General features: G+C 69.0%; 24 protein-coding genes. 14 read left to right on the top strand and 10 right to left on the bottom strand.

Annotated features, from left to right (window positions below; genetic code table 11):
• Positions 1-78 precede the first annotated feature (78 nt).
• Positions 79-1,794: a PucR family transcriptional regulator gene (locus tag P3F85_RS04825; RefSeq protein ID WP_374010114.1), complete on the bottom strand. Its 1,716-nt coding sequence runs from the start codon at positions 1,792-1,794 to the stop codon at positions 79-81.
• 92 nt (positions 1,795-1,886) lie between these two features.
• Here P3F85_RS04825 and P3F85_RS04820 point away from each other — a divergent pair, with 92 nt between their 5' ends.
• From P3F85_RS04820 to P3F85_RS04805, 4 genes are all read left to right on the top strand, one after another.
• Complete coding sequence (locus tag P3F85_RS04820) at positions 1,887-3,386, top strand: CoA-acylating methylmalonate-semialdehyde dehydrogenase (protein ID WP_374010113.1); 1,500 nt, start codon at positions 1,887-1,889, stop codon at positions 3,384-3,386.
• Between the two features lie 15 nt (positions 3,387-3,401).
• Entirely contained in the window at positions 3,402-4,823 is a 1,422-nt protein-coding gene (locus tag P3F85_RS04815; protein WP_374010112.1) for an aspartate aminotransferase family protein, read from the top strand.
• 101 nt (positions 4,824-4,924) lie between these two features.
• Entirely contained in the window at positions 4,925-6,058 is a 1,134-nt protein-coding gene (locus P3F85_RS04810) for an NYN domain-containing protein (protein ID WP_374010111.1), read from the top strand.
• A gap of 34 nt (positions 6,059-6,092) precedes the next feature.
• Positions 6,093-7,043 carry an NADP-dependent oxidoreductase gene (locus tag P3F85_RS04805; protein ID WP_374010110.1) on the top strand — a complete coding sequence of 317 codons (951 nt, stop codon included), beginning with the start codon at positions 6,093-6,095 and terminating at the stop codon, positions 7,041-7,043.
• 42 nt (positions 7,044-7,085) lie between these two features.
• On the opposite strand, the gene P3F85_RS04800 is transcribed toward P3F85_RS04805, so the two are convergent.
• On the bottom strand, positions 7,086-7,409 hold the full coding sequence (locus tag P3F85_RS04800) for a hypothetical protein (protein ID WP_374010109.1): 324 nt from the start codon (positions 7,407-7,409) through the stop codon (positions 7,086-7,088).
• Between the two features lies 1 nt (position 7,410).
• On the bottom strand, positions 7,411-7,788 hold the full coding sequence (locus tag P3F85_RS04795; protein WP_374010108.1) for a hypothetical protein: 378 nt from the start codon (positions 7,786-7,788) through the stop codon (positions 7,411-7,413).
• Positions 7,789-7,872: 84 nt separating this feature from the next.
• On the opposite strand from P3F85_RS04795, the gene P3F85_RS04790 reads away from it, so the two are divergent.
• From P3F85_RS04790 to P3F85_RS04775, 4 genes are all read left to right on the top strand, one after another.
• Positions 7,873-8,118: a hypothetical protein gene (locus tag P3F85_RS04790; RefSeq protein ID WP_374010107.1), complete on the top strand. Its 246-nt coding sequence runs from the start codon at positions 7,873-7,875 to the stop codon at positions 8,116-8,118.
• A gap of 45 nt (positions 8,119-8,163) precedes the next feature.
• Positions 8,164-9,567, top strand: a complete 1,404-nt coding sequence (locus tag P3F85_RS04785; protein WP_374010106.1) for an MFS transporter — start codon at positions 8,164-8,166, stop codon at positions 9,565-9,567.
• Positions 9,568-9,628: 61 nt separating this feature from the next.
• Entirely contained in the window at positions 9,629-10,324 is a 696-nt protein-coding gene (locus tag P3F85_RS04780) for an MgtC/SapB family protein (RefSeq protein ID WP_374010105.1), read from the top strand.
• Positions 10,325-10,670: 346 nt separating this feature from the next.
• Positions 10,671-11,339 (top strand): alpha/beta family hydrolase, encoded by a 669-nt coding sequence (locus P3F85_RS04775; RefSeq protein WP_374010104.1) that lies wholly within the window; start codon positions 10,671-10,673, stop codon positions 11,337-11,339.
• On the opposite strand, the gene P3F85_RS04770 is transcribed toward P3F85_RS04775, so the two are convergent.
• Positions 11,323-11,784 carry a phage tail protein gene (locus tag P3F85_RS04770; RefSeq protein WP_374010103.1) on the bottom strand — a complete coding sequence of 154 codons (462 nt, stop codon included), beginning with the start codon at positions 11,782-11,784 and terminating at the stop codon, positions 11,323-11,325. The genes P3F85_RS04775 and P3F85_RS04770 overlap by 17 nt on opposite strands.
• Positions 11,785-11,851: 67 nt before the next feature.
• Here P3F85_RS04770 and P3F85_RS04765 point away from each other — a divergent pair, with 67 nt between their 5' ends.
• Both P3F85_RS04765 and P3F85_RS04760 read left to right on the top strand, forming a co-directional pair.
• Positions 11,852-12,697 carry an SDR family oxidoreductase gene (locus P3F85_RS04765; protein WP_374010102.1) on the top strand — a complete coding sequence of 282 codons (846 nt, stop codon included), beginning with the start codon at positions 11,852-11,854 and terminating at the stop codon, positions 12,695-12,697.
• Positions 12,698-12,792: 95 nt separating this feature from the next.
• On the top strand, positions 12,793-13,119 hold the full coding sequence (locus P3F85_RS04760; protein WP_374010101.1) for an ATP-dependent DNA ligase: 327 nt from the start codon (positions 12,793-12,795) through the stop codon (positions 13,117-13,119).
• On the opposite strand, the gene P3F85_RS04755 is transcribed toward P3F85_RS04760, so the two are convergent.
• Entirely contained in the window at positions 13,116-13,442 is a 327-nt protein-coding gene (locus P3F85_RS04755; protein ID WP_374010100.1) for an ATP-dependent DNA ligase, read from the bottom strand. The genes P3F85_RS04760 and P3F85_RS04755 overlap by 4 nt on opposite strands.
• Before the next feature lie 66 nt (positions 13,443-13,508).
• Positions 13,509-13,964: a YdeI/OmpD-associated family protein gene (locus tag P3F85_RS04750; RefSeq protein ID WP_374010099.1), complete on the bottom strand. Its 456-nt coding sequence runs from the start codon at positions 13,962-13,964 to the stop codon at positions 13,509-13,511.
• 259 nt (positions 13,965-14,223) lie between these two features.
• Between P3F85_RS04750 and P3F85_RS04745 the strand changes: the two genes are divergently transcribed.
• On the top strand, positions 14,224-15,066 hold the full coding sequence (locus P3F85_RS04745; protein ID WP_374010098.1) for a hypothetical protein: 843 nt from the start codon (positions 14,224-14,226) through the stop codon (positions 15,064-15,066).
• 13 nt (positions 15,067-15,079) lie between these two features.
• Here P3F85_RS04745 and P3F85_RS04740 read toward each other — a convergent pair whose 3' ends face one another.
• A complete protein-coding gene (locus P3F85_RS04740; RefSeq protein ID WP_374010097.1) occupies positions 15,080-16,333 on the bottom strand; it encodes a toxic anion resistance protein in 1,254 nt (417 codons plus the stop codon).
• 98 nt (positions 16,334-16,431) lie between these two features.
• Here P3F85_RS04740 and P3F85_RS04735 point away from each other — a divergent pair, with 98 nt between their 5' ends.
• Positions 16,432-17,136: a hypothetical protein gene (locus P3F85_RS04735; RefSeq protein WP_374010096.1), complete on the top strand. Its 705-nt coding sequence runs from the start codon at positions 16,432-16,434 to the stop codon at positions 17,134-17,136.
• Between the two features lie 138 nt (positions 17,137-17,274).
• Here the strand turns inward: P3F85_RS04735 and P3F85_RS04730 are convergent, their stop codons facing one another.
• Entirely contained in the window at positions 17,275-17,871 is a 597-nt protein-coding gene (locus P3F85_RS04730) for an LON peptidase substrate-binding domain-containing protein (protein ID WP_374010095.1), read from the bottom strand.
• 35 nt (positions 17,872-17,906) lie between these two features.
• Between P3F85_RS04730 and P3F85_RS04725 the strand changes: the two genes are divergently transcribed.
• Complete coding sequence (locus P3F85_RS04725; RefSeq protein ID WP_374010094.1) at positions 17,907-18,404, top strand: DUF427 domain-containing protein; 498 nt, start codon at positions 17,907-17,909, stop codon at positions 18,402-18,404.
• Between the two features lie 182 nt (positions 18,405-18,586).
• A complete protein-coding gene (locus tag P3F85_RS04720; protein WP_374010093.1) occupies positions 18,587-19,558 on the top strand; it encodes a hypothetical protein in 972 nt (323 codons plus the stop codon).
• Positions 19,559-20,561: 1,003 nt separating this feature from the next.
• Here the strand turns inward: P3F85_RS04720 and P3F85_RS04715 are convergent.
• On the bottom strand, positions 20,562-21,701 hold the full coding sequence (locus P3F85_RS04715) for an AbiH family protein (RefSeq protein ID WP_374010092.1): 1,140 nt from the start codon (positions 21,699-21,701) through the stop codon (positions 20,562-20,564).
• A gap of 115 nt (positions 21,702-21,816) precedes the next feature.
• The gene (ychF, locus tag P3F85_RS04710) at positions 21,817-22,890 is read right to left on the bottom strand and encodes a redox-regulated ATPase YchF (protein ID WP_374010091.1); all 1,074 of its coding nucleotides are present in this window, start codon (positions 22,888-22,890) and stop codon (positions 21,817-21,819) included.
• Positions 22,891-22,930 lie beyond the last annotated feature (40 nt).

Here is a 22,930-nt window from a genome sequence, read left to right as displayed (position 1 = left end):
CGCGCTGGTTGACGCGACACGCCGTGCCGCCGGGCCGGCGCACGGCGCGTCGTGTCAACCAGAACGCGGGCGCCGGGGTCAGCCGGCGGTGCGGCCGCGGGCGAGGACCGCTGCATGGAGGGCGGCGACGGTCTCGCCGTCGTCCAGGTCCATCCCGAGCAGGCTTTCGATGAGGGCGATCCGCTGGTAGAACACCGACCGGGACAGGTGACTCGCGGCGGCGGCGCGCGTGCGGTTCCCGGGGTGGCTGAGGTAGGCGCTCAGCACGTCCACCAGGTCGCCGCCGGTGGCGAGGTCGTGCTCGATCAGCGGACGCAGCATCTGCTCGGTGTGCTCGAGCATCCGCGGGTCACTGCCGAACGCGTTGACCAGCCGCAGCAACGGACGGTGCTGCACGCGCTGGATGACCGGCCGCCGCCCCGGCCGGGCGTCCCCGCGGACCCCCGCCGCGGCCACCCCGCTCACACCTGCGGTCCCGGCGGCCCCGGCCGCCAGCTCCACCGCCTCCTCCAGTGACGACAGCAGCCCGCTGATCCCCCGCGCATCCGAACCGACGGCCACCACCGCGGCCGGATCGTCCAGCCGCGCGGAGCCGGCCGCCTCGGCGACCGCCTCGAACAGCGCGTCCCCGAGCCGTCGTCCCGGCCGCGCGGAGACCGCGACCACCAGTGTCCCCGGCTGCTCGGGATGGGGCCCCGCGACGGCATCCGAACCCGCCGTCCGCGCCGCCTCGACGGCACGCGGCGCGGCCGACACCGGCAGCGTCCCCGACCGCAGCCGGATCGCCGCACCCGCCACCTCGCGCCCGGACAGCGGGAACCCCGCCGCCTCGAATCGCGCGGTCACGCCGCTCTCGGCCGCGAACCGCCGCCCGAGCAGGGCGGACAGGAGCGCGTCGTGGCTGCGCCGCGTCCATTCGTCCTCATCGCGGTCCGAGAGCCGGCTGAGCGCGAGCGCCACGGCCGCCTGCTCGAGCACGTTGGAGCGGCCGGCCGGATGCGGAGCGCCCGGCAGCGCGACGAGGTGTCCCCACCGCATGCCGCGCGCCTCGACGGGAACGATCGTCCAGCCGCCGTCGCGCGACCGGTGCGCCGCGCGGGACCGCTGCTCCCACTCCGCCAACTCCGCCTTCTCGCCCGCGCGGTGGCCCGCATCGAGCCCCGCCGCCGCGACGACGCGGTGGCTCGTGTCCTCGAGCACGACCGGCGAGCCGAGCACCCGTGCGGCCTGCTCGACGATGAAGTCGGCCGGGCTGCCGCGTAGGCTGAGGTCGGTGAAGAGCGCGTGGATGTCGTCCCGCGCCCGCAGCGCCGCCATCTGCTCCGCGATGATGCGCGAGTGCACGGCCTCCGTGATCGCGACGAAACGCGCCTCCCGATGCAGCACCGCGAACGGCAGTCCGGCGGCCCGGAACTCCTCCACGAGAGCAGGAGGGGCGACCGGCATGGGCGCCCCGAGTTCGAGCACGAGCCCGGCGACGTGCGCCTCGATCAGCACGCGCCCCAGCCGGCGCAGCGCGGTCTCGTCCGACGGCCAGCCCACTCCCGTGGCCAGCAGCAGTTCACCGCCCGAGCCCAGCCGGGCGGCCTCCGCCGTCTCGGCCACATGCACCCAGCGCACCGGTGCACCGAGACCCTCCTGGCCGGTGAGCACCTCCGGCAGGGCGCGCGCGACCGGCTCCATCCGCAGCACCTCCCGAACGGTGGGCAGCACTCCCGGCAGCATCGTCCCTTCCGTCACCGGCGTGTCCGGACGAACTGTTCGGCCCACTCCGGGGTCCCGACGATCTGGCATCGCTGATCGCGCCTCCGCTCTGTGATCATTGGGAGGCAAGCCTACTGTCACTTCCCGGGCAGAACGTCCGGACGATCCACCTGGAGGACCCCGTGGCCCTGATTCGCCACTTCATCGCGGGCGAAAACGCCCCCGCCGACGCGAACGCACACCCCGACCGTACGGGCCCGGTCTTCGACCCGGCCACCGGCGAGCGCCGCCACGAGGTCGCCCTGGCGGACGCCGCCCAGACGGAGCAGGCGATCGCCGCGGCGAAGGCCGCCTTCCCGGCGTGGCGCGCGACCAGCCTGACCAAACGCGCCGACGTGTTCTTCCGCCTCCGCCACCTGCTGACGGAGCGCAGCGCCGAACTGGCCGCGATCGTCACCGGCGAGCACGGAAAGGTCCTCTCCGACGCGGCGGGCGAGATCGGCCGGGGCCTGGAGAACGTGGAGTTCGCCGCAGGGCTCATCGACAAGCTGAAGGGCGAGTACAGCGAGCAGGTCTCGACCGGGGTCGACGTGCACAGCGTCAAGCAGCCCGTCGGCGTCGTCGGCTGCATCACCCCGTTCAACTTCCCGGTCATGGTGCCGCTGTGGATGGTCGCGAGCGCCATCGCGTGCGGCAACACGGTCGTGCTGAAGCCGAGCGAGAAGGATCCGAGCGCGTCCGTCTTCCTGGCGAAGCTGTTCCGCGAGGCCGGGCTGCCCGACGGCGTGCTGAACGTGGTGCACGGAGACAAGGAGGCGGTGGAAACCATCCTCGACTCCCCCGATGTAGCGGCCGTCAGCTTTGTCGGCTCCACGCCGATCGCCCGCTCCATCTACCAGCGCGCGTCGGCCAACGGCAAGCGCGTCCAGGCGCTCGGCGGCGCCAAGAACCACATGGTGGTGCTGGAGGACGCCGACATCGACGCGGCCGCGGACGCCGCCGTCTCGGCCGCCTACGGCTCCGCGGGCGAGCGCTGCATGGCCGTCAGCGTCGTGGTCGCGGTGGGCGACGTCGGCGACCGGCTGGTGCCGGCCATCCACTCGCGCCTCGATGCGCTCCGGATCGGCCCGGGCACGGATCCGTCCAGCGAGATGGGGCCGCTGATCACGCGCGAGCACCGCGACAAGGTGGCCTCGTACGTCACGGGAGCCGCAGCCGAGGGCGCCTCGGTGGTCGCCGACGGCACGCAGCGGTCCTTCGAGGGCGACGGCTTCTTCGTCGGCGTCAGCCTCCTCGACCATGTGAAGCCGGGGATGAAGGCGTACGACGACGAGATCTTCGGCCCGGTGCTCTCCGTCGTGCGCGTCGACTCGTACGAGGAGGCCGTCGAACTGATCAACGCCAACCCGTACGGCAACGGTGTCGCGCTCTTCACGCGCGACGGCGGCGCCGCCCGCCGGTTCGAGTTCGAGGTCGAGGTCGGTATGGTCGGCATCAACGTGCCGATCCCGGTCCCGGTGGGTGCGTACTCGTTCGGCGGCTGGAAGAATTCGCTGTTCGGGGACGCGCACATCTACGGTCCCGAATCGTTCCACTTCTACACGCGCAGCAAGGTCGTGACGACACGCTGGCCCGATCCGGTGCACTCGCGCATCGAGCTCGCGTTCCCCGGCAACTCCTGATCAGGCGAGGACCCCATGACGGACACCATCCACACTTCCGCCGGCACGCGCACCGGTTTCGTCGACCGGCACGGCGTCGAGCATCCGTTCGGCGACCGGGAGGCGGAGCGCCAGGTGCGCGACGACGACCGCGGTCACGTCTTCCACTCGTGGAGTGCGCAGGCGAAGATCGACCCGCTGCCGATCGCCGCCGGCCAAGGCTCCACATTCTGGGACTACGAGGGCAACGCGTACCTCGACTTCAGCTCGCAGCTGGTCAACCTCAATCTGGGCCACCAGCATCCGGACCTCGTCGCGGCGATCCAGCAGCAGGCCGGGCGGCTCGCGACCGTGCAGCCGTCCATGGCGAACGACGTGCGCGGCGAGCTGGCACGACGGATCGCCGAGGTCGCGCCGGGCACCCTCGACAGGGTCTTCTTCACGAACGGCGGGGCGGATGCGAACGAGTACGCCGTCCGCCTGGCGCGCCGGGTGACCGGCCGCCACAAGGTCCTGTCGATGTACCGCTCGTACCATGGCGGCACCGCGACCGCGATCTCGCTGACCGGTGACCCCCGGCGCTGGGCGAACGAGCCGAGCGACCCGTCCGTCGCCCACTTCTTCGGGCCGTATCCCTACCGTTCCGCCTTCCACTCCACCACGCCGGAGGAGGAGACCCAGCGGGCCCTGGAGCACCTGGAGAACGTCATCGTGCTGGAGGGAGCGGCCACCGTCGCCGCGATCATCGCCGAGACGATCGTCGGCACCAACGGCGTGCTCGTGCCTCCGCCCGGCTACCTGGCCGGGGTGCGCGAGCTGTGCGACCGGTACGGGATCGTGTACATCGCGGACGAGGTGATGGTCGGCTTCGGCCGGGTCGGCGAGTGGTTCGCCGTGGACGCGTTCGACGTGGTCCCCGACCTGATCACCTTCGCGAAGGGTGTGAACTCAGGATACGTTCCGCTCGGCGGCGTCGTCATCTCCGACCGCATCGCGTCCTACTTCGACGACGTCGCATTCCAGGGCGGACTGACCTACTCCGGTCACCCGTTGGCGTGCGCGGCCGGAGTCGCCACGTTCGACGTGTTCGAGCGGGACGGCATCCTGGACCGGGTCCGCGACCTCGGCGAGCGCGTCGTGGAGCCGACCGTCCGCTCCTGGCTGGACCGGCATCCGTCCCTCGGCGAGGTGCGCGGCCGGGGCCTGTTCTGGGCGCTGGAGCTGGTGCGCGACCGGCAGACCCGGGAGCCGCTGGTGCCGTTCAACGCGGCCGGACCGGACGCGGCCCCGATGGCCGAGGTCGCGGCGGCCTGCAAGGCGGCGGGGGTCTGGCCCTTCACCCACTTCAACCGCATGCACATCGCGCCGCCGCTGATCATCGGCGAGGACGAGCTGCGCCGGGGCCTGGATGCGATCGACGCGGCGCTCGACGTCGCCGACCGCTACACCCGGGGATGACCGCCCGCACGCGCGAGATTTGGCGCAAATCGCGGTTCTGAGCCGCCGAGAACCACTATTTGCGCCAAATCTGCGCGGCGGGGGCGGGATACCCTGGAGCCATGAGTGAACCTGGGGACGGCCGCGTCGCTGTCTACATCGACTTCGACAACATCATCATTTCGCGCTACGACCAGGTGCACGGGCGGGGCTCGTTCATGCGCGACCGTCCCAAGTCGTACGCGACCCAGCCCAAGGCGTCCTTCGCCGAGAAGCTGGCGGAGGCCCGGGTCGACCTCGGAGCGGTGATCGATTTCGCCTCGTCGTTCGGCACGCTCGTGCTCACGCGCGCCTACGCGGACTGGTCCCTCGCCGTCAACGCCGAGTACCGCGGCCAGCTGGTCGGCCGCGCGGTCGACCTCGTGCAGCTGTTCCCGGCCGCCGCCTACGCGAAGAACGGGGCCGACATCCGCCTCGCCGTCGACTCGGTGGAGGACCTCTTCCGCCTCCCCGAGCTCACGCACGTCGTGATCGTCGCCGGCGACTCGGACTACATCCCGCTGGCCCAGCGGGTCAAGCGGCTGAACCGCTACGTGATCGGGATCGGCGTCGCCGGCTCGACGGCCAAGTCGCTGGCCGCGGCGTGCGACGAGTTCGTCAGCTACGACGACCTGCCGGGCATCGCCCGCGACGAGGCGGCGGAGGCGACCGCGGCGGACGACGACGAGCCCGACGCGGCGACCGAGACCACGGCGAGCGAAACGGCTGCGGGGGCCGGCGACCGCGTTGTCGCGGCGACCGCGGACGGGGAAGCCGCGGCCGAAGCGGCCGACGCTGCCGACTCGGCCGAGGAGGTCGAGAAGCCCGTCCGGCGGCGCGGCGGACGCCGGCGCGCTGCGGCGGTCGAGACGGAGCCGGATGCAGAAGCAGACTCCCCCGACTCCCCCGACGAGCAGCAGGAGGACTCCCAGCTGGTCGCCACCCGGCTGCTCGCCCGCGCGATGCAGCTCGGCCACGAGAAGGACGACTCCGACTGGCTGCACAGCTCGACCGTGAAAGGCCAGATGAAGCGGATGGACCCGTCCTTCAGCGAGAAGGCGCTCGGTTTCCGCTCGTTCAGCGACTTCATCAAGTCGCGGAGCGACCTCGTGGAGCTCGACGACAGCTCCACCGCACAGATGCTGCGCCTCGCTCCTACACGCTCCCGTCGCGTGCGTCACAGCGGTCGCGCCACCGACGGCGTCTCCGCCTCGTGAGCGCGCGCACAGCCTGCAGGAGTTGACTGGAGGCATGGCGACGCAACGAACGGCACAGCAGTGGCGCGCGACCCGCTGGGGCGCACCGGACACCTGGGAGTTCGCACAGGTCGACCTCGCGGAACCGGCAGAGGGCGAGGTCAGCATCCGCGTCACGGCTGCTGGCGTCAATCCGGCCGACTACAAGCACGTCTCGGCTCCTCGCGAGGGGCTCGAGCTGCCGGTGCCGATCGGGTACGAGGTCGCGGGCGTGATCGCCGCGATCGGGCCCGGCACCGAGATCGCCTCGGGCGGCGGCGCGGTCGGCGATGCCGTGGTGGCCTTCCGCATCCAGGGCGGGTACGCGAGCGAGGTGGTCGTTCCGGCGAAGGATGTCTTCGCCAAGCCCCCGAGACTGTCCGACGAGGAGGCGGCCAACCTCCTGCTGGTCGGCACGACGGCCGCTCAGATGTTGTCGGTGACGGCCGTGCGGGCGGGCGAGACGATCCTGGTCCACGGCGCGTCCGGCGCCGTCGGGGTCAGTGTGCTGCAACAGGCGGCCGAGCTCGGCGCACGCGTGATCGGAACGGCGAGTGAGGCCAGCTTCGCCCGGGTCCGCCGGTTCGGCGGTCTTCCGGTCGCCTACGGCCCGGGCCTCGCGGAGCGTGTCGCCGAGGCGGCGCAGGGTCCGATCGCGGCGGCGCTGGACACCGTCGGCACAGAGGAGGCCGTCGACGTGTCGCTCGAACTGGTGCCCGACCGCACGCGCATCGTCACGATCGTCGCGGCCCAGCGCGCCGAGCGCGAAGGCTTCCACGCCGTGTTCGGCGCGCAGCCGGAGAGCCAGGCGTTCCGCGATTCGGTCCGCGCCCAGCTCCTCGAACTGGCGGGCAGCGGACGACTGCAGGTGCCCGTGGCACGCACGTATCCGCTGGCGGAGGCGCCCGAGGCCCTGGCGTTCCTGAAGGAGGGCCACCCCGGCGGCAAGCTGGCGCTCCTGCCGTAGTGCCGGGAGGCCGCCGAGCGCCGAGGGCCTAGCGCCCGGAGCCTAGCGACCGGCGAGCAGCGTCTCCGCGTCCGCCTCCGTCACGACGTTCATCCCTCCGGTTCGCTGGCTCGACTGCATCAGGACCTCCAGCCAGCGCTCGTTGAGCTTCGGAGGCGTCGTGTCTGCGAAGACGAAGGCCAAGGGGATCTCGCGGCTGATCCAGAGGCTGATGCGCCCGCCTCCCTGATCGCTCGGCACCTGCCAATTCAGCAGGAAGCTCTCGTGCCGGCGCAGCTTCGTCACCACCGCGATCTTCACGTGCGACAGGGTGCGGTCGTCGAACTCGTACTCCTGCGAGGCGCTGCCGTAGAGGAGGCGACCCATCTCACTCCTCCTCGCGGCTCTTTCGCGACTTCGTCTTGCCCGCCAGGTAGCTGCCCGCGGGGACCTCCTCACGGATCTCCGCGCGCAGAGCGTCCTCGAGCATCAGCCCGAAGTTGCTGTTGGATCGTTCCATCAGGATGGCGAGCCACTCCCGGTTCAGCTCAGGCAGTTCGGGGTGCGCGAACACGAACTGCACCGAGATCGCAGGGTCGAGCCAGATCGAGCGCAGGACGCCGACGGGCCCCGCCGTCCGGTCCATCCAGATCAGGAGGAAGCCCTCGCGACGGCGCAGTTTCGTCTGGATGACCGCCTGCAGATGGGCGAGCACCCGGTCGTCGAACGTGAAACCGTCCGCACCGTCGTAGATCAAGGTTCCCATCGAGCTCCTTCCTCTCCCCTCACTTTCTCCAACCCGCCGCGCGCCGTCAAGGGATGTTCGCCCGAAGGGCCGTAAAGTCCGGTCATGGACGCTCTTACGCGAACCATCAAAGCGGCCCTCCTCTACGAGGACGGCCGGACCCTGGACAGCGTCGTGATCGTGCCCCTGATCGGTGGGTGTCCGCCGGGCGAGATCCGCGTCGCCACCACCTTCGCGGGAGCCCTCGCCTACGACGTCTACGAACTCGCGGACGACGAGGAGTACTCCTCGATGCCGGCGTACCCCTACCGCGCGACCATTCCGGTGACGACGGAGGACCTCGCGGACTGACCGCAATGCCCGCGGTGCCATGAGGCCCCGAGTAGCGTGGACGGAGTGACACGCCCTGCCGAGCCGGCCCGTCCCCGCACGGGCCCGGCCGTCGCCGCGCTCAGTCTCGGCACCCTCCTGAACCCGCTCAACTCGTCGATGATCGCGGTCGCGCTGGTGTCGCTGCAGCGCGATTTCCGCGTCGACGTCACCACGGTCACCTGGGTGATCACGTCCTTCTATCTCGCCTCGGCGGCCGGGCAGCCGCTGATGGGCCGGCTCGCCGACCGCTTCGGTCCGCGCCGGCTGTTCCTGTTCGGGATGGTCGTGGTCGCCCTCGCTTGCGCACTGACTCCCCTGTCGAGTTCGTTCGTCGGCGTCTGCATCGGCCGCGTCGCCCTGGCGGTCGGCACCGCGACCGCCTTCCCCTCCGCGATCGCGATGCTCCGGCCGCTCGCTGCGGGGTCCGGCGTCGGCACTCCGCGTCTGCTGGGCCGCATCCAGATCGCCAACACCTCCGGGGCCGCGATCGGGCCGGTGCTCGGCGGAGCCCTCGTGACGTTCCTCGGGTGGCAGTCGATCTTCTGGGTCAACGTGCCCCTCGCCATCCTGACCTTCGCCGGGGTCTGGATGTTCGCCCCGCGCGACGCCGAGCGCAAGCCCACGCCGCTCGGCCGGGTCCTCGCAGAGTCGGACATCCCGGGCATCCTGCTCTTCATCGTCACGCTGACCTCGCTCCTGGTCTTCCTGCTCGACCTCCACCCCGTGCCGCTGTGGTGGCTGCTCCCGGTGTGCGCGGTCGCGGGCGGACTCTTCGTCTGGCGCGAGCTCCGCAGCTCGCATCCGTTTCTGGACCTGCGGCTGCTCGCGAAGAACCGTCGTCTGCTGATGGTGTATCTCTCCTTCGCCATCTTCAACGTCGTCTACTACTCGGCGTTCTTCGGGCTTCCGCAGTACCTGCAGACCCACGGCGGGTACTCGGCGGGCGTCGCCGGACTCCTGATGTTCCCCCTGGCGGCGGTGACGATCGTGGTGACCCCGCTGGCGGCGCGCGCGATCGAATCCCTCGGGTTGCGTCCGACGCTCATCGCCGGCGCCATTGCACTGGTCGTCGGCGCCGGCCTGCTCGCGATCGGAGCCGCGACGACGGCGCCGTGGGCCGTTCTGCTGCTGACCGCCGCCCTCGGCATCCCGTACTGCGTGGTCAGCATCGGGATGAATCAGGCCCTGTACTCGTCGGCCCGGCCGGAGGACAGCGGGGTCGCGGCGGGGATATTCCAGACCTCCAGGTACGTCGGCGCGATCGTCGCGACGACGGTGCTCGGACTGCTGTTCAGCGGCGGGACGACGGCGAGCAGCTGGCTGACGGTCGTGGGCGTCGCGACGGCGCTGGCGGTCGTCCACCTGGCGCTGCTCGTCTTCGTGCGGCCTCGCAGCGGCCGCGAGACGGCGACCGCCGCCTCGGAGTAGCGGGTTCGCGCGGTCAAGATCAGCGGTGCGCGACGACGCCCGCGGATTCTAGACTCCGGGCATGACGCTCTGGCTGGGCGGGACGGAACTGGTGACGGAGCTGCTGCTGCTCCTGCTCGCCTTCGCGCTCAGCGCCGCCATCGGCATCGAGCGCGAGCGACGGCTGAAGAGCGCAGGACTCCGCACCCACATCCTCGTGGGCCTGGGCTCCACGATGTTCACCCTGGTCTCTGCGTACGGGTTCGCACCGCTCGGTCTGCCCGCCACCGACCCGTCGAGGATCGCCGCCCAGGTGGTCACCGGGATCGGCTTCCTCGGCGCCGGCGTAATCTTCGTCAACCGCGGCAACGTCGTCGGCCTCACCACGGCAGCCTCCATCTGGGTGACGGCCGCCATCGGCATGGCCTGCGGGGCCGGGCTGCCGGTGCTCGCGGTGGCAGGGACCGCGCTGCATCTCGTGGCCGTCGGCACCCTCCCCACGGCTGAGCGCGTGCTGCGCCGGACCTCCGGAACCAGCCTCACGGTCGAGGCGACGCGCAGCGGCGACGCCCTCGCCCGCCTGTTCGACGTGTGCGCGGAATCGGGTGCGCGCACCACCATCGACGACATCCGGCACAGCACCGGTGCCGACGGTGTGGAGAGGATGCAGCTGCGCGTGCGTGTGCGGGCCAACGCCGACGACACTCAGCGCCTCATCGCACACCTTGCGGCCGTCGACGGGGTCACCACCGTCCGCGCCGACCGGCGGCTGGAGTGACCGACCGTGTTCAGGGTCGCCGGATGAGGGTCGCCGTTCAGGCGACGAGCGCCGCCCCGGGCGGGGCCGTGCGCTCGCGAGCCGAGGAGTTGGGGCAGAGCGGATTCGTGCACCCGACCGGCACCTCGACCACCGCCCACGAACCGCCCGATGTCGGCACCAGTCTCCGCTCGGCGGAGATCGGCGTCCCGCACACAGCGCACACCCCTGAATTCGCGACCATAAAGATCATCCCCATCCGACCTGTGGCGACCGCTTCCCTTCCCCATGGTGCGCCGACCTGTGCACCGGCGCAAGAGTCGGCGGGAGGTTCGTCGCGCATCCCGTTGCCGCTAACGTGAGCGGCATGCTGCTGGATGTTCCGACCTCCGTCGGCCCCGGGAGGCTGACGGTCGCCGAGGCCGCGGAGCCCGCGGCCGTGCTCTGGCTCGGCCACGGAGCCGGGGGCGGGATCGAGGCCGTCGACCTGGCCGTCCTCGCGAGCCGGCTCCCGGAGCTCGGGATCACCGTGGTCCGCTACGAGCAGCCGTGGCGCGTGGCGGGCAAGCGCGTCGCCGCGCGTCCGCAGACCCTGGACGTCGCCTGGCTGGAGACGGCTCCTCGCGTCCGCGAGCTGGCCGGAGACCTGCCGCTCGTGGTCGGCGGCCGCAGCGCCGGTGCCCGGGTGGCGTGCCGCACCGCCGCATCCACCGGGGCAGCAGCCGTCGTCTGCCTCGCGTTCCCGCTCCATCCGCCGGGGCGTCCGGAGGTGTCGAGGCTGGATGAACTGCTCACCCCGACCGTGCCGGTGCTGGTGCTGCAAGGCGCGCGGGACACGTTCGGGACGGCCGCCGCCCTGCGGGGCGAGCTCCCCGCGGGGCCGCTGGCCGACGGCCGCATCCGCGTGGTGGAGGTGCCCGGCGCAGATCACGGCATGAGGGTGCTGAAGGATTCGCCGCTCGACGCCGCGGGCGTGCGCGAGCTGGTGACGTCCGAAGTCGCCGGGTTCGTGCGGTCCGTCAGTACTCGCCCTTGACGACGAAGTAGGAGCCGCGGATGGTGCCCGCGAGCCGCGACTTCTGACGCGCGAATTTGAACGCGGAGAGTTCGTCGGGCACCTCCATCCCGTCCGACAGCTTGAAGCCGACGGCCCGCTTGCCCGCGTCGGCGACCGTGTACAGCAGGTTGATCGACAGCCCCGACTCGTAGAAGACATAGGTCCAGTCGATGCCCTCGACCTCGAAGCGCGTCGCCTCGAGGGCGGGCGAGGCGATGACGATGTCGCGCTCCTCCTTCAGGACTCGCGCCACCCGCTCCACCGCCTCCGGCTCCTCCGCCGCGGTGCCGACCGTGAAGGTGTGGTCGTACTTGTTGCGGAAGTACCGCGCCTCGTTGGCCCGGAGGCCGGCGAGGGCGTCGGCGACCGGCGACGAGTCCAGTCCGACGGTGGACACATTCTCGAAGTCGACGACGTACGACATGGATCCTCCTCGGGCCGGTCTTTCCGACAACCGTAGCGCGACGCCGGGACCGTGCGAGGATGAGCCGGTGACCGACTCCATCCTCCTCGTGACCGGGACCTCCACCGGCATCGGCCGGGCGACCGCCATCGCGGCCGCCCGCAACGGCTTCACCGTCGTCGCCACCATGCGCGACCTCGCGAAGTCGGACGCCCTGCGCACCGCCGCGGCGAGCGCGGGCGTCGACCTCGACATCCAGCCGCTCGACGTGACGGACCCGGCGTCCATCGACAGCTGCTTCGAGCACATCCACTCGACGTACGGCCGGCTCGACGCCGTGCTGAACAATGCCGGCTCCGGCCACCTCGGCACGGTCGAACTGGAGTCGGTGGACGACGTGCGAGCGGTGATGGAGGTCAACTTCTTCGGCGTCGTCGCGGTCACGAAAGCGGCCATGCCCCTGCTCCGTGAGAGCCGCGGCCGGCTCCTCGCCGTCTCCAGCGTCGGCGGCGTCGTCGGCCAGCCGTTCAACGAGGCGTATTGCGCGGCCAAGTTCGCCGTCGAGGGCTTCCTCGAATCGCTCACGCCCGTCGCCGCGACGCAGGGAGTGCGTGTGAGCGTCATCGAGCCGGGCGCCGTGTCCACCGAATTCGTCGCGAACGTCGGGATCGCAGAGACGCCGGCGGCCGACGGCACGCCCTACGAAGGGGCGATGCGCGCCTACCTCGCCCGCACGGCCGCCGCCTTCGACCCGGCGAACGCGCAGACCGCGGACGGTGTCGCCGACGTCATCGTCGACGTGCTGACCTCCGAGCACCCTCCGGCGCGGGTGCAGACGTCAGAAGCCGCGCGGCGGTTCGCGGGCGTCAAGCTGAGCGATCTCGACGGTGCGCACGTGCAGGCGGTCACCGCCCACTGGGTGACCGGCGCCTGACAGGCGACCCCGCCGGGTGTCGCCCGAGCGACGGGTTCCGACGCAGGATCGCGCCGCCGGTCCCCGCTGGGCAGAACACCAGGCAGAATGGTGCCGTGGGTAACTTGTATTACGGCGTGCACACCTTCGCCCTCGACGACAGGCTCCTGGCGCACCTGCAGGTCGTGATCACACTGAAGCTGCGCCGCGGCGAGCACTTCTTCCTCAGCTGGCGCGGCGACAGCTCGATCGGACGCAAGCGCGCGTCGGTCTGGATCGACAACGGCATCCCGATCGTGTGCGAGTTCGACGGGGGTCGCGCTCCCGCGATCAATCGCACCTGGATCACGGAGCTCGCCGAGTCGGCGAACTCGTCCTACGGCCTGATGGTCACGGACGAGACGATCGTCCCCGTCCCCGTCGACGCGATCGAGCCCGACTAACTGTCGTAACCGGTCGGCTCGGCGATGAGGCTGGCGTTCCCCAGACGCAGCCCGCTGGGAGTCGCGGACTGCTGCGACATGCGCTCCAGCGCGACCGGGTCCAGGGCGGGGTATGTTCCGCTCTCGAACTTGAAGTGAAGCTCCATCGTGGGAGCGACCCACACGCTGCTGAGGCCATCGCCGATGGAGTCGTCATCGTCCCAGGTGATGGCGAACGGCTCGTTGCGCCGCATCTTGGCGACGATCACCCGCTGCAGCATCGCGAGCGTCGTGTCGTCGACCTTGATCTCCAGGCGGGACGCCCCATAGAACAGCGAACCCATGCGCGCGCCTCTCCTCAGTCTGTGTGTGCTGAGTCAGCATAGCTTCCCGGCGAGGAACCGCCTCCTTCAGCGGGCCTCGACACCCTCCGCCAGAATCGCGAGAGCCTTCTCCACTCGCCGGCTCCGCGTCTCGGGCGTCTTCGCCTGCCCGATCGGCTCGATGATCGCACGCTGCCGGCTGTACGACAGCGCGGCGTAGGCGGCGGCCAGCGCCGGGGACGCGTCCAGCGCTTGCCGGACCTCGTCCGGGAGCGGCACCTCGCGCGGCAGCTCGTCAAGGGCGAGGGTCACATCCACCTCGTCGCCGCCGCTCACTCCCGAAGCCGCACGGTGCTCGGCGCTCAGCGGGATGAGGAACTCCCCGCCCATGGACGCGACCGTCGACCGGTACTGGTAGGAACCGATCGTCACGGTGACCGCCGGCTTCTTGCCGCTGCCCAGTTCCGCGACGACCGCCTCCGGGACCGGGATGCCCGTGGCAGACGTGCCGGCCTGACGAATGGTCGCGCGGAAGGTTGGCATGGCTGTCCTCTCGGGTACGGCGGTGCGGCGGTGCGGCAGTGCGGCCTTCAGCTTGCCACAGTGGGGCCTCCCCCATTCGTGCCGAATGTGCGGAATGGCGGCGCTATTCCGCACATTCGGCACGAATCCCGGGGCCCCGGCGCTGAGCGGTGGCCGGGAAGGTCGGGCGGCGTGTTCTGCAACGCCGCCGGGAGTGTCAGGATGAGCGCGACGGCATCCGACGGAGTACCCGCCGGGACCGGCGTGCAGGAGTACGAGTATGGAGCTGGACGGGCTGAGCAGGGCGGGATCGGGCTCCGACCCGCAGTCGCTCCTGCGCGAGCTCGTCGACAGCGTGACGCGATCGCTCCCGGCCGATGTCGCCGCCCGCGCCCTCGTCGTCGAACGCACGCGGTCGCTCTCCGACCGGCTGGCCCACCGACCCGGCGCGATCACCCGGATTCGGCTCTCCGGCCACGCCGAGTCCCTGTCTTTGCGGTACGAGCCGGGACCTCGCTGGACCGCCGAAGTCGAGCAGCACTACGGGACGGTCTCGCTCTCGAACCGGACGATCGCCCTCGGTCACTGGCTGACGGCGTTCGCCCAGCTCGTCGCCGCCCTGGCGGTGCACGCCGCCGAAGACGCAGCGGCTTCGGCCCGCGCCCTGCAGACGCTGGGCATCCTGCCGCCGGGGTCCGACATCCACGTCGACAACGACCACCTCGTACGCGATCTGCTGACTCTCGCCGCGCGCGTCGGGCGCCGCGTGCCGGACGACGCCGTTGCCGCCATCGGCCGGATCGGCGAGCTGCTCGCCGAGACCCTTCCCCGGGTGACCGGGTCGGGCGAGCCGGAGGTGATCGTGCGGGTGGCGGCGACCGTCTACCTTCCCGACACGTTGCGGGCCTATCTCGCGCTTCCCGCCGAATGGGCCGCAGAGCATGTGCTGGCCGGCGGACTCACCCCGGCTCAGGCACTGATCGCGCAGCTCGAGGCGCTCGAATCGGCGGCGCGGTCGATGCGGGATGCGGCGGTGGAGCAGGACGCGTCCGCCCTGCTGATCAACGGCCGCTTCCTGGCCGCCCGCTTCGCCGGTTCGCGACTCGAACTCGACCTGCCGTGATACCTGACGGCGCTCAGCCCGCGCCCGTTCCCGTTCCCGTTCCCGTTCCCGAGCCGGTGCTCGTGCCCGAGTGCGACCGGTCCAGGTAACTGCGCGACCGGGCCACCTGATGCTCGAGCGCATCCACGGTGACAGCCATCGCCTCCACCGCGGTGGCACGGTACGTGTCGATCGCGTCCATCGTCGAGAACACATTGTCGAAAGCGCGCTGCAGGGTGTCGACGCTCACGCCCGACGACGACGCCTGCTCGTGGACCCGCGCGGTCTGCTGTTTCAGGAGTTCGCTCGTGCTGCCGATCATGGAGTCGGTGGTGTCGTTGAGAGCGCTGATCTGATCGAGCACCAAGCGCTGGTTCTCGAGCGCGGCGGCGACGACGACGGCGGTGCGGAGCGCCGAGATGGTCGTCGTGCGTGCGCGCTCGACGGCCGTGATGAGCTCCGCGTTGTTCCTGCGGATCGCGTCCAGCGCGAGGTAACCCTGCACCGATACGGCGATCTGCCGGGTCAGGTCCTGCCGCCGCTGACGGATGGGGAACAGGGCGTCCGCGGTCATCGCGTCGGCGCGTGCCGGGTCGGACGCTCGAAGCTCCGCGATCCGGGCAGTGGTGGCGCCGTCGAGCGCGGTGGCGAGGGCGTTGTACTCGGCGAGCGTTCCCATCGTCGTCCACAGCGTCGCACGCTCGTGCTCGATCGCGGCATTGTCTCTGAGGAGCTCATCCTGACCGGACATGAGCGAGGTGATGATGGCGTCGAGCTGCTTCTGCGCCGACTGGTACCGCTCGAAGTAGCGCGACAGCTTGCGGCCGCCCGGGATGCGGATCAGCGCACGCTTGGGCGCACTCAGGTCCGCCCGGGCCGGGTCGAGGTCGGTGATCGTCGTCCGGAGGTCCTGCAGCGCACGCGCGACCTGCGTCTGCGCATCCGGCCCGGCATTGCGCCCCCGGGCGGCGGCGAGGGAGGGCGACGGCCGCTCGAGCATGCGGTTGGCCGTCTCCGCCGACGAGCGGATCTCCCGCTCGCCGAGGCGCGTGATGTCGGTGATCTTGCGGGTGAACTCCGGGCTACCCGGCTCAAGCGCGGCCAGCTCATCCACGAAGGATTGCGCCTTGCCCTGCAGTTCGGCGCGTTTGTCCGGCGGAACCGCGACCATGCCGATCGCCTGGTCCTCCTGGACCTCCGGGACGGCGTCAGGCGGCGTGAGCACGACGCCGGCGCTCGTGGGTCCCTCCGGCGGCGTGGATGGCGGGTTTCCCTGGAGTTCGGACATGCGCGTCTCCTCTCGGGAGCGGCAGCGCCCCCGACCCCAGAGTAGAACGGCGGGGGCTTCCGCGATCAGTCCTGCCGATGACGATCTAGGGAGCCGTGATGGAGCCGCCGACAGTCAGTGACGATATCGCGGTTCCGCCGCAGCCCGTCGGGTGGATGTCACGAACTTCGACCGACAGAGCGCTGACGTGGTACGACGTCACCGAGGGCAGTGCGGACCGTACGGCCGCATCGAGCTGGGCCTTCGTGACCGAAAGCGTGCCGCCTGACGGCGAGATCTCCCAGATATCCGTCCGCCCGCTCCCGGATTTCCACACACCGATCGTCGGAGTGATGGTCTTCGTCACGCCGTTGTCGCTCACCGTCATCGTCGCGATACCCGGAAGGGGATACATCGTCGTCGTCGAGAAGTATCCGTCGAGGTACGGTGCATCAGCGGGGGTCCAACCGACCGACCAGCCGGTGGGGGTCGATACCCAGCCGGCGGTGGCCGGCGCTCCCGAGTCGATGTGCGTCGGCACGCATGTCGGATGTGGAGCGGCTGTATCCGGCGGAGTGATCGGCGACTGCGGGACGGACGTCGGAGCGACGTGCCCCGCGGCTGCGTTCGGCGTTGCCGAGGTGCCTGGCCCCGCGCTAGCGGGGGTGGATGCTGTCGAACTCGACCGCGGAGTTGACGCAGACACATTGGACGCATTCGCGGTGCTCGTGCAGCCCGCAAGGACGACGACGAGCACCGGCAGAAGTGCCAATCTGGCGGCCGTCGAAACTGTATGCCGCACCCGGTATTCGTCGCGCACGTGATTCCCCATGAGCAGAACGTAGCAGCACACGAACCCGGCGTCCCCCGCGAAGTTAACAGTTTGGATCCGTAATTCGCGGACTCCATCATTCGTGCCGAATGTGCGCTATCGCGCCGCTATTCAGTACATTCGGCACGAATCATTCGGCGGCCCAGAGCTCCTCGGCCTCGAGGGTCAGATCGATCAGCTGCCGCAGGAGACCGCCGATCGATGTCGACCTCAACAGGGTGTACCGGTCGTACTCGCCCAGCGGGGCGATCGCGGCCAGTTGCCACGCGGCTGCGACGGGATCGTCCGACAGCTCGATGTCGGCATCCGAGTACTGCTCCTCGACGCGGGCGATCACGCGACGGACAACCGCTTCGGCCTCGGCCTGCAGAGGTGCGAGCGCCTCCGACCACTCCAGCTCCGGCAGCATCGAGAGCTCGGCCCGGGGATACGGGTCCTCGTCGACCCAGCGCTCGACCGTGAACCTCTGGGTCCCGACGCCGACGATGAGCAGGTCGTCGGGCCGCGCGGCGGCGCTCACCAGGCGCGCCATCGTCCCGACCGAGGCGCGCTGGTCGCCACCCCCGGCCTCCGATCCGCGCTCGATGAGGACGACGCCGAACTCCGGTTCGTCCTCGTCGAGCAGTCGCCCGACCATCGTGAGATACCGCGGCTCGAACACCCGCAGCGGGATGGGCACGAAGGGGAACAGCACTGACCCGAGCGGGAACATCGGTGAGGGAGCCATACTCCAGTCAAGCACCGCGGTCGTAGAGTGAACAGGTGCCCCGACCGCGCCCCGAGATCCCACGACCGGGACAGGAGTCTGTCTGGGACTACCCGAGGCCGCCGCGCATCGAGCGCGTGACCACGCCGGTCACGATCCGTCTGGGCGGCCAGCTCATCGTTGACACGCGAGACGTCGTCCGTGTGCTCGAAACCAGCCATCCGCCGGTCTACTACATCCCGATGGCGGACTTCGCGGCCGGCGCGCTGGCCGACGCCGACGGTTCATCGTTCTGCGAGTTCAAGGGCACCGCACGATATCTCGACGTGCGCGGCGGAGGCGAGGTCCGGTCCGCGTCCGCCTGGAACTACCCCCATCCGTCGCCCGGGTACGAGCTGCTCCGAGACCGCGTCGCCGTCTACGCGCAGCAGATGGACGAGTGCACGGTCGACGGCGAGGTCGTCGCGCCCCAGCCCGGAGGCTTCTACGGTGGCTGGATCACGAGTGCCGTCGTCGGGCCCTTCAAGGGCGCGCCGGGATCACTGGGCTGGTGAGCGGCGAGGGCGTGCGCGGTCTACGAGCGGCTGAAACTACACATTAAAGCGGAACTCCACCACGTCCCCGTCCGCAGGGTTTACGTCGGGATGATCGCGATTTCGCGTTCGGGTCTACCCCGTAGTGGGGAAGGACGCGCGACCGCGTCCGCCGCTAGGTTCAGCACGTCGAAGGAGGACGAGTGGGCTTACGCGACGAGCTCGAGCGTTTCGAGGCGGCCCTGCTACGGGTATCGCCGGAGTCGGCAGCCGCGCTTGCGCCTGCCGCCGACGAAGCGGCCTTCGCCCGGCTGGAGACTGTTATTGCGCCGTACGGCATCCCGGACGAGGTGCGAACGCTGTACGAGTGGCACGACGGTGTGAACATTCCCGCGTTTGCCGGGCGAGAGTTCCTCTCGATCGACGAACTCATCGCCGAGCGAGAATTCTTGACAGGACTCCTCGCGGAGCCGTCGTCATGGCTTCCGCTCTTCAGGGACATCAGCGGCGCCCGCTTTTTCGTCGAGGCGGTGCACCCGAATGGTGTTTCGGATCCTGGGCTTTGGCTCAAAGGAAAGGACTTCGGTCCGTCACTCGAGTACACGAGCGTGACTGCGATGTTCGACGTGCTCGCCACGGCATTCGAGAACGGGGTCATCTCGGTGGTGACGTTCGACACCGGGTACTACGCGTTCGAGCCCACGAGCGATCAGGATTTTCTAGCAGTCCAACGAAGCAGGGACCCCGAGCCCCGAGACAACTTCACGCACCGCAGCTTCTTCCCGACGATGAACTGGCCGTCTTCGTGGCTGGCGGGTGTCGGCATCGACAAGGAGGTGCACATACCCACCGGTGAGGGCGCTACACCGATCGCGGAGGTGATCGCCGCCACAGCTGACGGGCTCTCATCCCACACCATCACCGGTCGCATGGGGGGCAGCGGTTCGAGGGCGGATCTGCTCTGGATGTCGGTCAGAGACGACAGCGGGGTCGTGCTCGTTCTGTTCGAGGGTGAGCGTCCCGCGCTGCTCGACTATGCCAGTTTCGAGAATGTCGAGGTCGACGTGGAGGTCGGACCGGCGATCACGCGACCTGCCGACGTCTCGCCCGACCACTACCCCGGGCACCCCGTCGCCGGGGTCCGGGTCCGACTGTATCCGCCGGAGCATTTCTAACCCGCCGACTACGGGGCTCCATCCTCCTCGCCCGGAGCGGAACTCCAGAACATGATTTTCCGTCCAGCGGCAGATGCCTGGATTACCAGCTCGGCTCAGATTCCGCCCGCCCTCGATCCGTTGATCGGGGAATCCGAAATCAGACGGGTTGCGCTTGATTCATACTCATACGTTGAAGCGGAACTCCACCACGTTACGTCACGGATAGGTATTGACTTCCGCATCGTGACAGCTGTCTCGGGGCGCCACGAGGGACTCAGGTCCGCCGTCGACGTTTCAGGGCCAGGCGCGCCATTGTTCGAGGGACGCCCCGGCCTTTCATATGGTTACGGTATGTCAGCGATCCCCGGGAAACAGGTTCACCGTGATCTAGTCGCGCTTTTGAGTCCTGCCCTGGAGAAGGAAGGCTTCCGTCGGATCCGTCCTGGATCGATAGCAGGGTGGTCCAAGCCCGTTGGAGAACAGTTCCTCCTCGTGTGGGTCCAGCTATCGCGATCCGGTGACCCGTTCGGCTGGTACGGGACCTCGTTGACTGTCGAGTTCGAGCTAACCGACGCAGGGGTTCGCGGTACAGGTCGATTGAGGGAACGACTGCCTCGCTTGCTCTCGCACGAGGAGCGTGAGGAGATACGAGCTAACCAGAACGCGGTTATCGGTCGGCTGCCTCCAGCTCCCACAGCTGCGCTCACGCAACTTCCCCTGTCCTTGCGATCCCAGTATTTAGCTCACGCTGATAAACACGCTGAACCATATGCGGAGAAGGCGGACGTTTGGCTCCGATATGCCGACGCCCCGGATCTCGAGAGCTGGTTCCCGCTCCTACAGCGGATGGTCCCTGCTGCCGCTCGCGAAGCTGCGATCCGATTCGGGGTCGCCACCACCCGCAATACGGTGGCCGACGCCGGGGATGTCAAGCAAAATCCCAGGTCAGCTACACGTTAAATCTGAACTCGACGACGTTACGTCAGAGAGCAACATCTGGTAGCGCGTACGTTACATTCGTCTACCGCGTTGTGTTGAGCCAAACGCGTTTCGTGGATTCGTTGTAGCTGACGACGACGATCTGATCCCGGATCTTGTCGCGATCGCGTGGTGTGACATTCGCTGCGCCAAGGAAGCGGTCTGCGACCGCCTCAGTCGTCTCCAGGAAGACGTCAGATGGATTCCACCAGTACAAGATCAGCGCTCGCTCTTGATCGTCTTTCAACGACCGGGCAATCCGCTGCCACCACCACGAGTCGGTCGCCCCGAGCGAGCTGCCGAAAACAACGAAGACGTGAGTGTCAGAGAAGAGATGGGCATATCGACTATCCGCGCGAGCCCAGTACGGCTTCGCGAGCTTGGCGTTCTTGTCGCGCGGATCGCCGTCCAGGTCAACGCCGAAGAGCAGGGACCGAGGAATGTCTTGATAGCCGTGGGGATGGACTACCTGGGCCTCGACATAGCTCGAAGACGCAAAGTTCCAGCCGGACCGATCGAACCCGCGCGGATCGGAATGGAACATGAAGTTCGTGTCGACAGTCTTGTATGGCAGCGGGTCGAATTGCGTCGAGTCCATGAAGAGGTAGTTATCGAGCAGAGACGTGTAGTTGAAGTTGACGAAGTAATAGTTGTAGGTGTCGTAGTTCGACTTGAGCAAGCCGAAAGGCACCTTGCGCAACTGGGCCACGTCGTCCAAGTCCCAAAGGAAACGGGAAAGGGTGTCGAGACTCCAGCTATTCTTCTCCGCGTCTTGGCTCAGCTGCGCCAGTAGGGAGCTGCTAACAACGGTATTCAGAAATTCCGAGAAACAGGCTCGCACGTCGACGAGAGACGTTCGTATGTCCTCGATCGGAACACGCCTCGCGGCTAGCTGAGCGAGGCACCCTTCGACATCGCTCCAATTCGCCAGTCCGCTGCCGAGGGATGCTTCCATCTCGCGAAGGACCAGATTGTCGGCGCTAAGGTTCTTCATCTTCATGAAGTGGTAAAAGTCCGCGTATCGGGTGGTAGTTCTCTGCTCGTACTCGTTCAACACTTGAATGTCGAATCCGTTGCCGACCAGAGCCATGATGTTGAACTGCGTGTCTTTGTCCTTCATCCGTTCAGGACGCGGATAACCCAAGACTTCCCCCTGTGCGTTTCTTCCAGTCAAAACCGTCACGCCTTCTTAGGCTATCTCGCTAGGCAGGAGGGCGCCCGATCACGCATCCCTTTGGCGCTCGACATAACGTGGGAAGGCGAGTGGGCAGGACTTTCTACATTCCGAGCCCGGCGCTTCAGACATTAAATCTGAACTCGACCACGTCCCCGTCCTGCATGACATAGTCCTTGCCCTCCATGCGGGCCTTGCCGCGGGAGCGGGCCTCGGCGACGGTTCCGGCGTCCATGAGGTCGTCGAACGAGATGACCTCGGCCTTGATGAAGCCCTTCTCGAAGTCGGTGTGGATGACGCCGGCGGCCTGCGGGGCTTTGGCGCCCTTCGGGACGGTCCAGGCGCGCGATTCCTTGGGGCCGGCGGTCAGGTAGGTCTGGAGGCCGAGGGTGTCGAAGCCGATGCGTGCCAGCTGGTCGAGGCCCGACTCCTCCTGGCCGGTGGAGGCCAGCAGCTCGGCGGCGTCCTCCGGGTCGAGGTCGATCAGTTCCGACTCCAGCTTGGCGTCGAGGAACACGGCCTGCGCCGGAGCGACCAGGGCGGCCAACTCGGCACGGCGGGACTCGTCGGTCAGGACGTCCTCATCCACGTTGAAGACATAAATGAACGGCTTGGCGGTGAGGAGGCCCAGCTCGCGGACGGGCTCCAGGTCGATGGAGGAGCTGGAGAGCGGCTTGCCCGAGTTGAGGTACTCGATGGCGGCGCGCGCGGTCTCGAGGACGATCGGCTCCAGCCGGCGGCCCTTGACCTCCTTCTCGTAGCGCTGCTCCGCCTTCTCGAGGGTCTGCAGGTCGGCGAGGATGAGCTCGGTGTTGATGGTCTCCATGTCGCCGGCCGGGTCGGTCTTGCCGTCGACGTGCACGACGTCGGAGTCGCTGAAGCCGCGGACGACCTGGGCGATGGCATCGGCCTCGCGGATGTTCGCCAGGAACTTGTTGCCGAGGCCCTCGCCCTCGCTGGCGCCCTTCACGATGCCCGCGATGTCGACGAACGACACGGGAGCGGGGACGATGCGCTCGCTGTGGAACAGCTCCGCGAGCTTGTCGAGGCGCGGGTCGGGCAGGTTCACCACGCCGACGTTCGGCTCGATGGTCGCGAACGGGTAGTTCGCCGCCAGCACGTCGTTCTTGGTCAGCGCGTTGAAGAGGGTGGACTTGCCCACATTGGGCAGCCCGACGATTGCGATAGTGAGAGCCACGGTCGTCCATTCTACGGGGCCGGTCCGACAGCGCGGGCCG

Origin of the sequence: Leifsonia sp. T36S-04 (genome assembly GCF_042465655.1) — a bacterium.
Taxonomy (GTDB): Bacteria; Actinomycetota; Actinomycetes; order Actinomycetales; family Microbacteriaceae; genus Leifsonia.
Note: the sequence above shows the minus strand (reverse complement) of the source record. Positions and strands in the feature narration are given on the sequence as shown.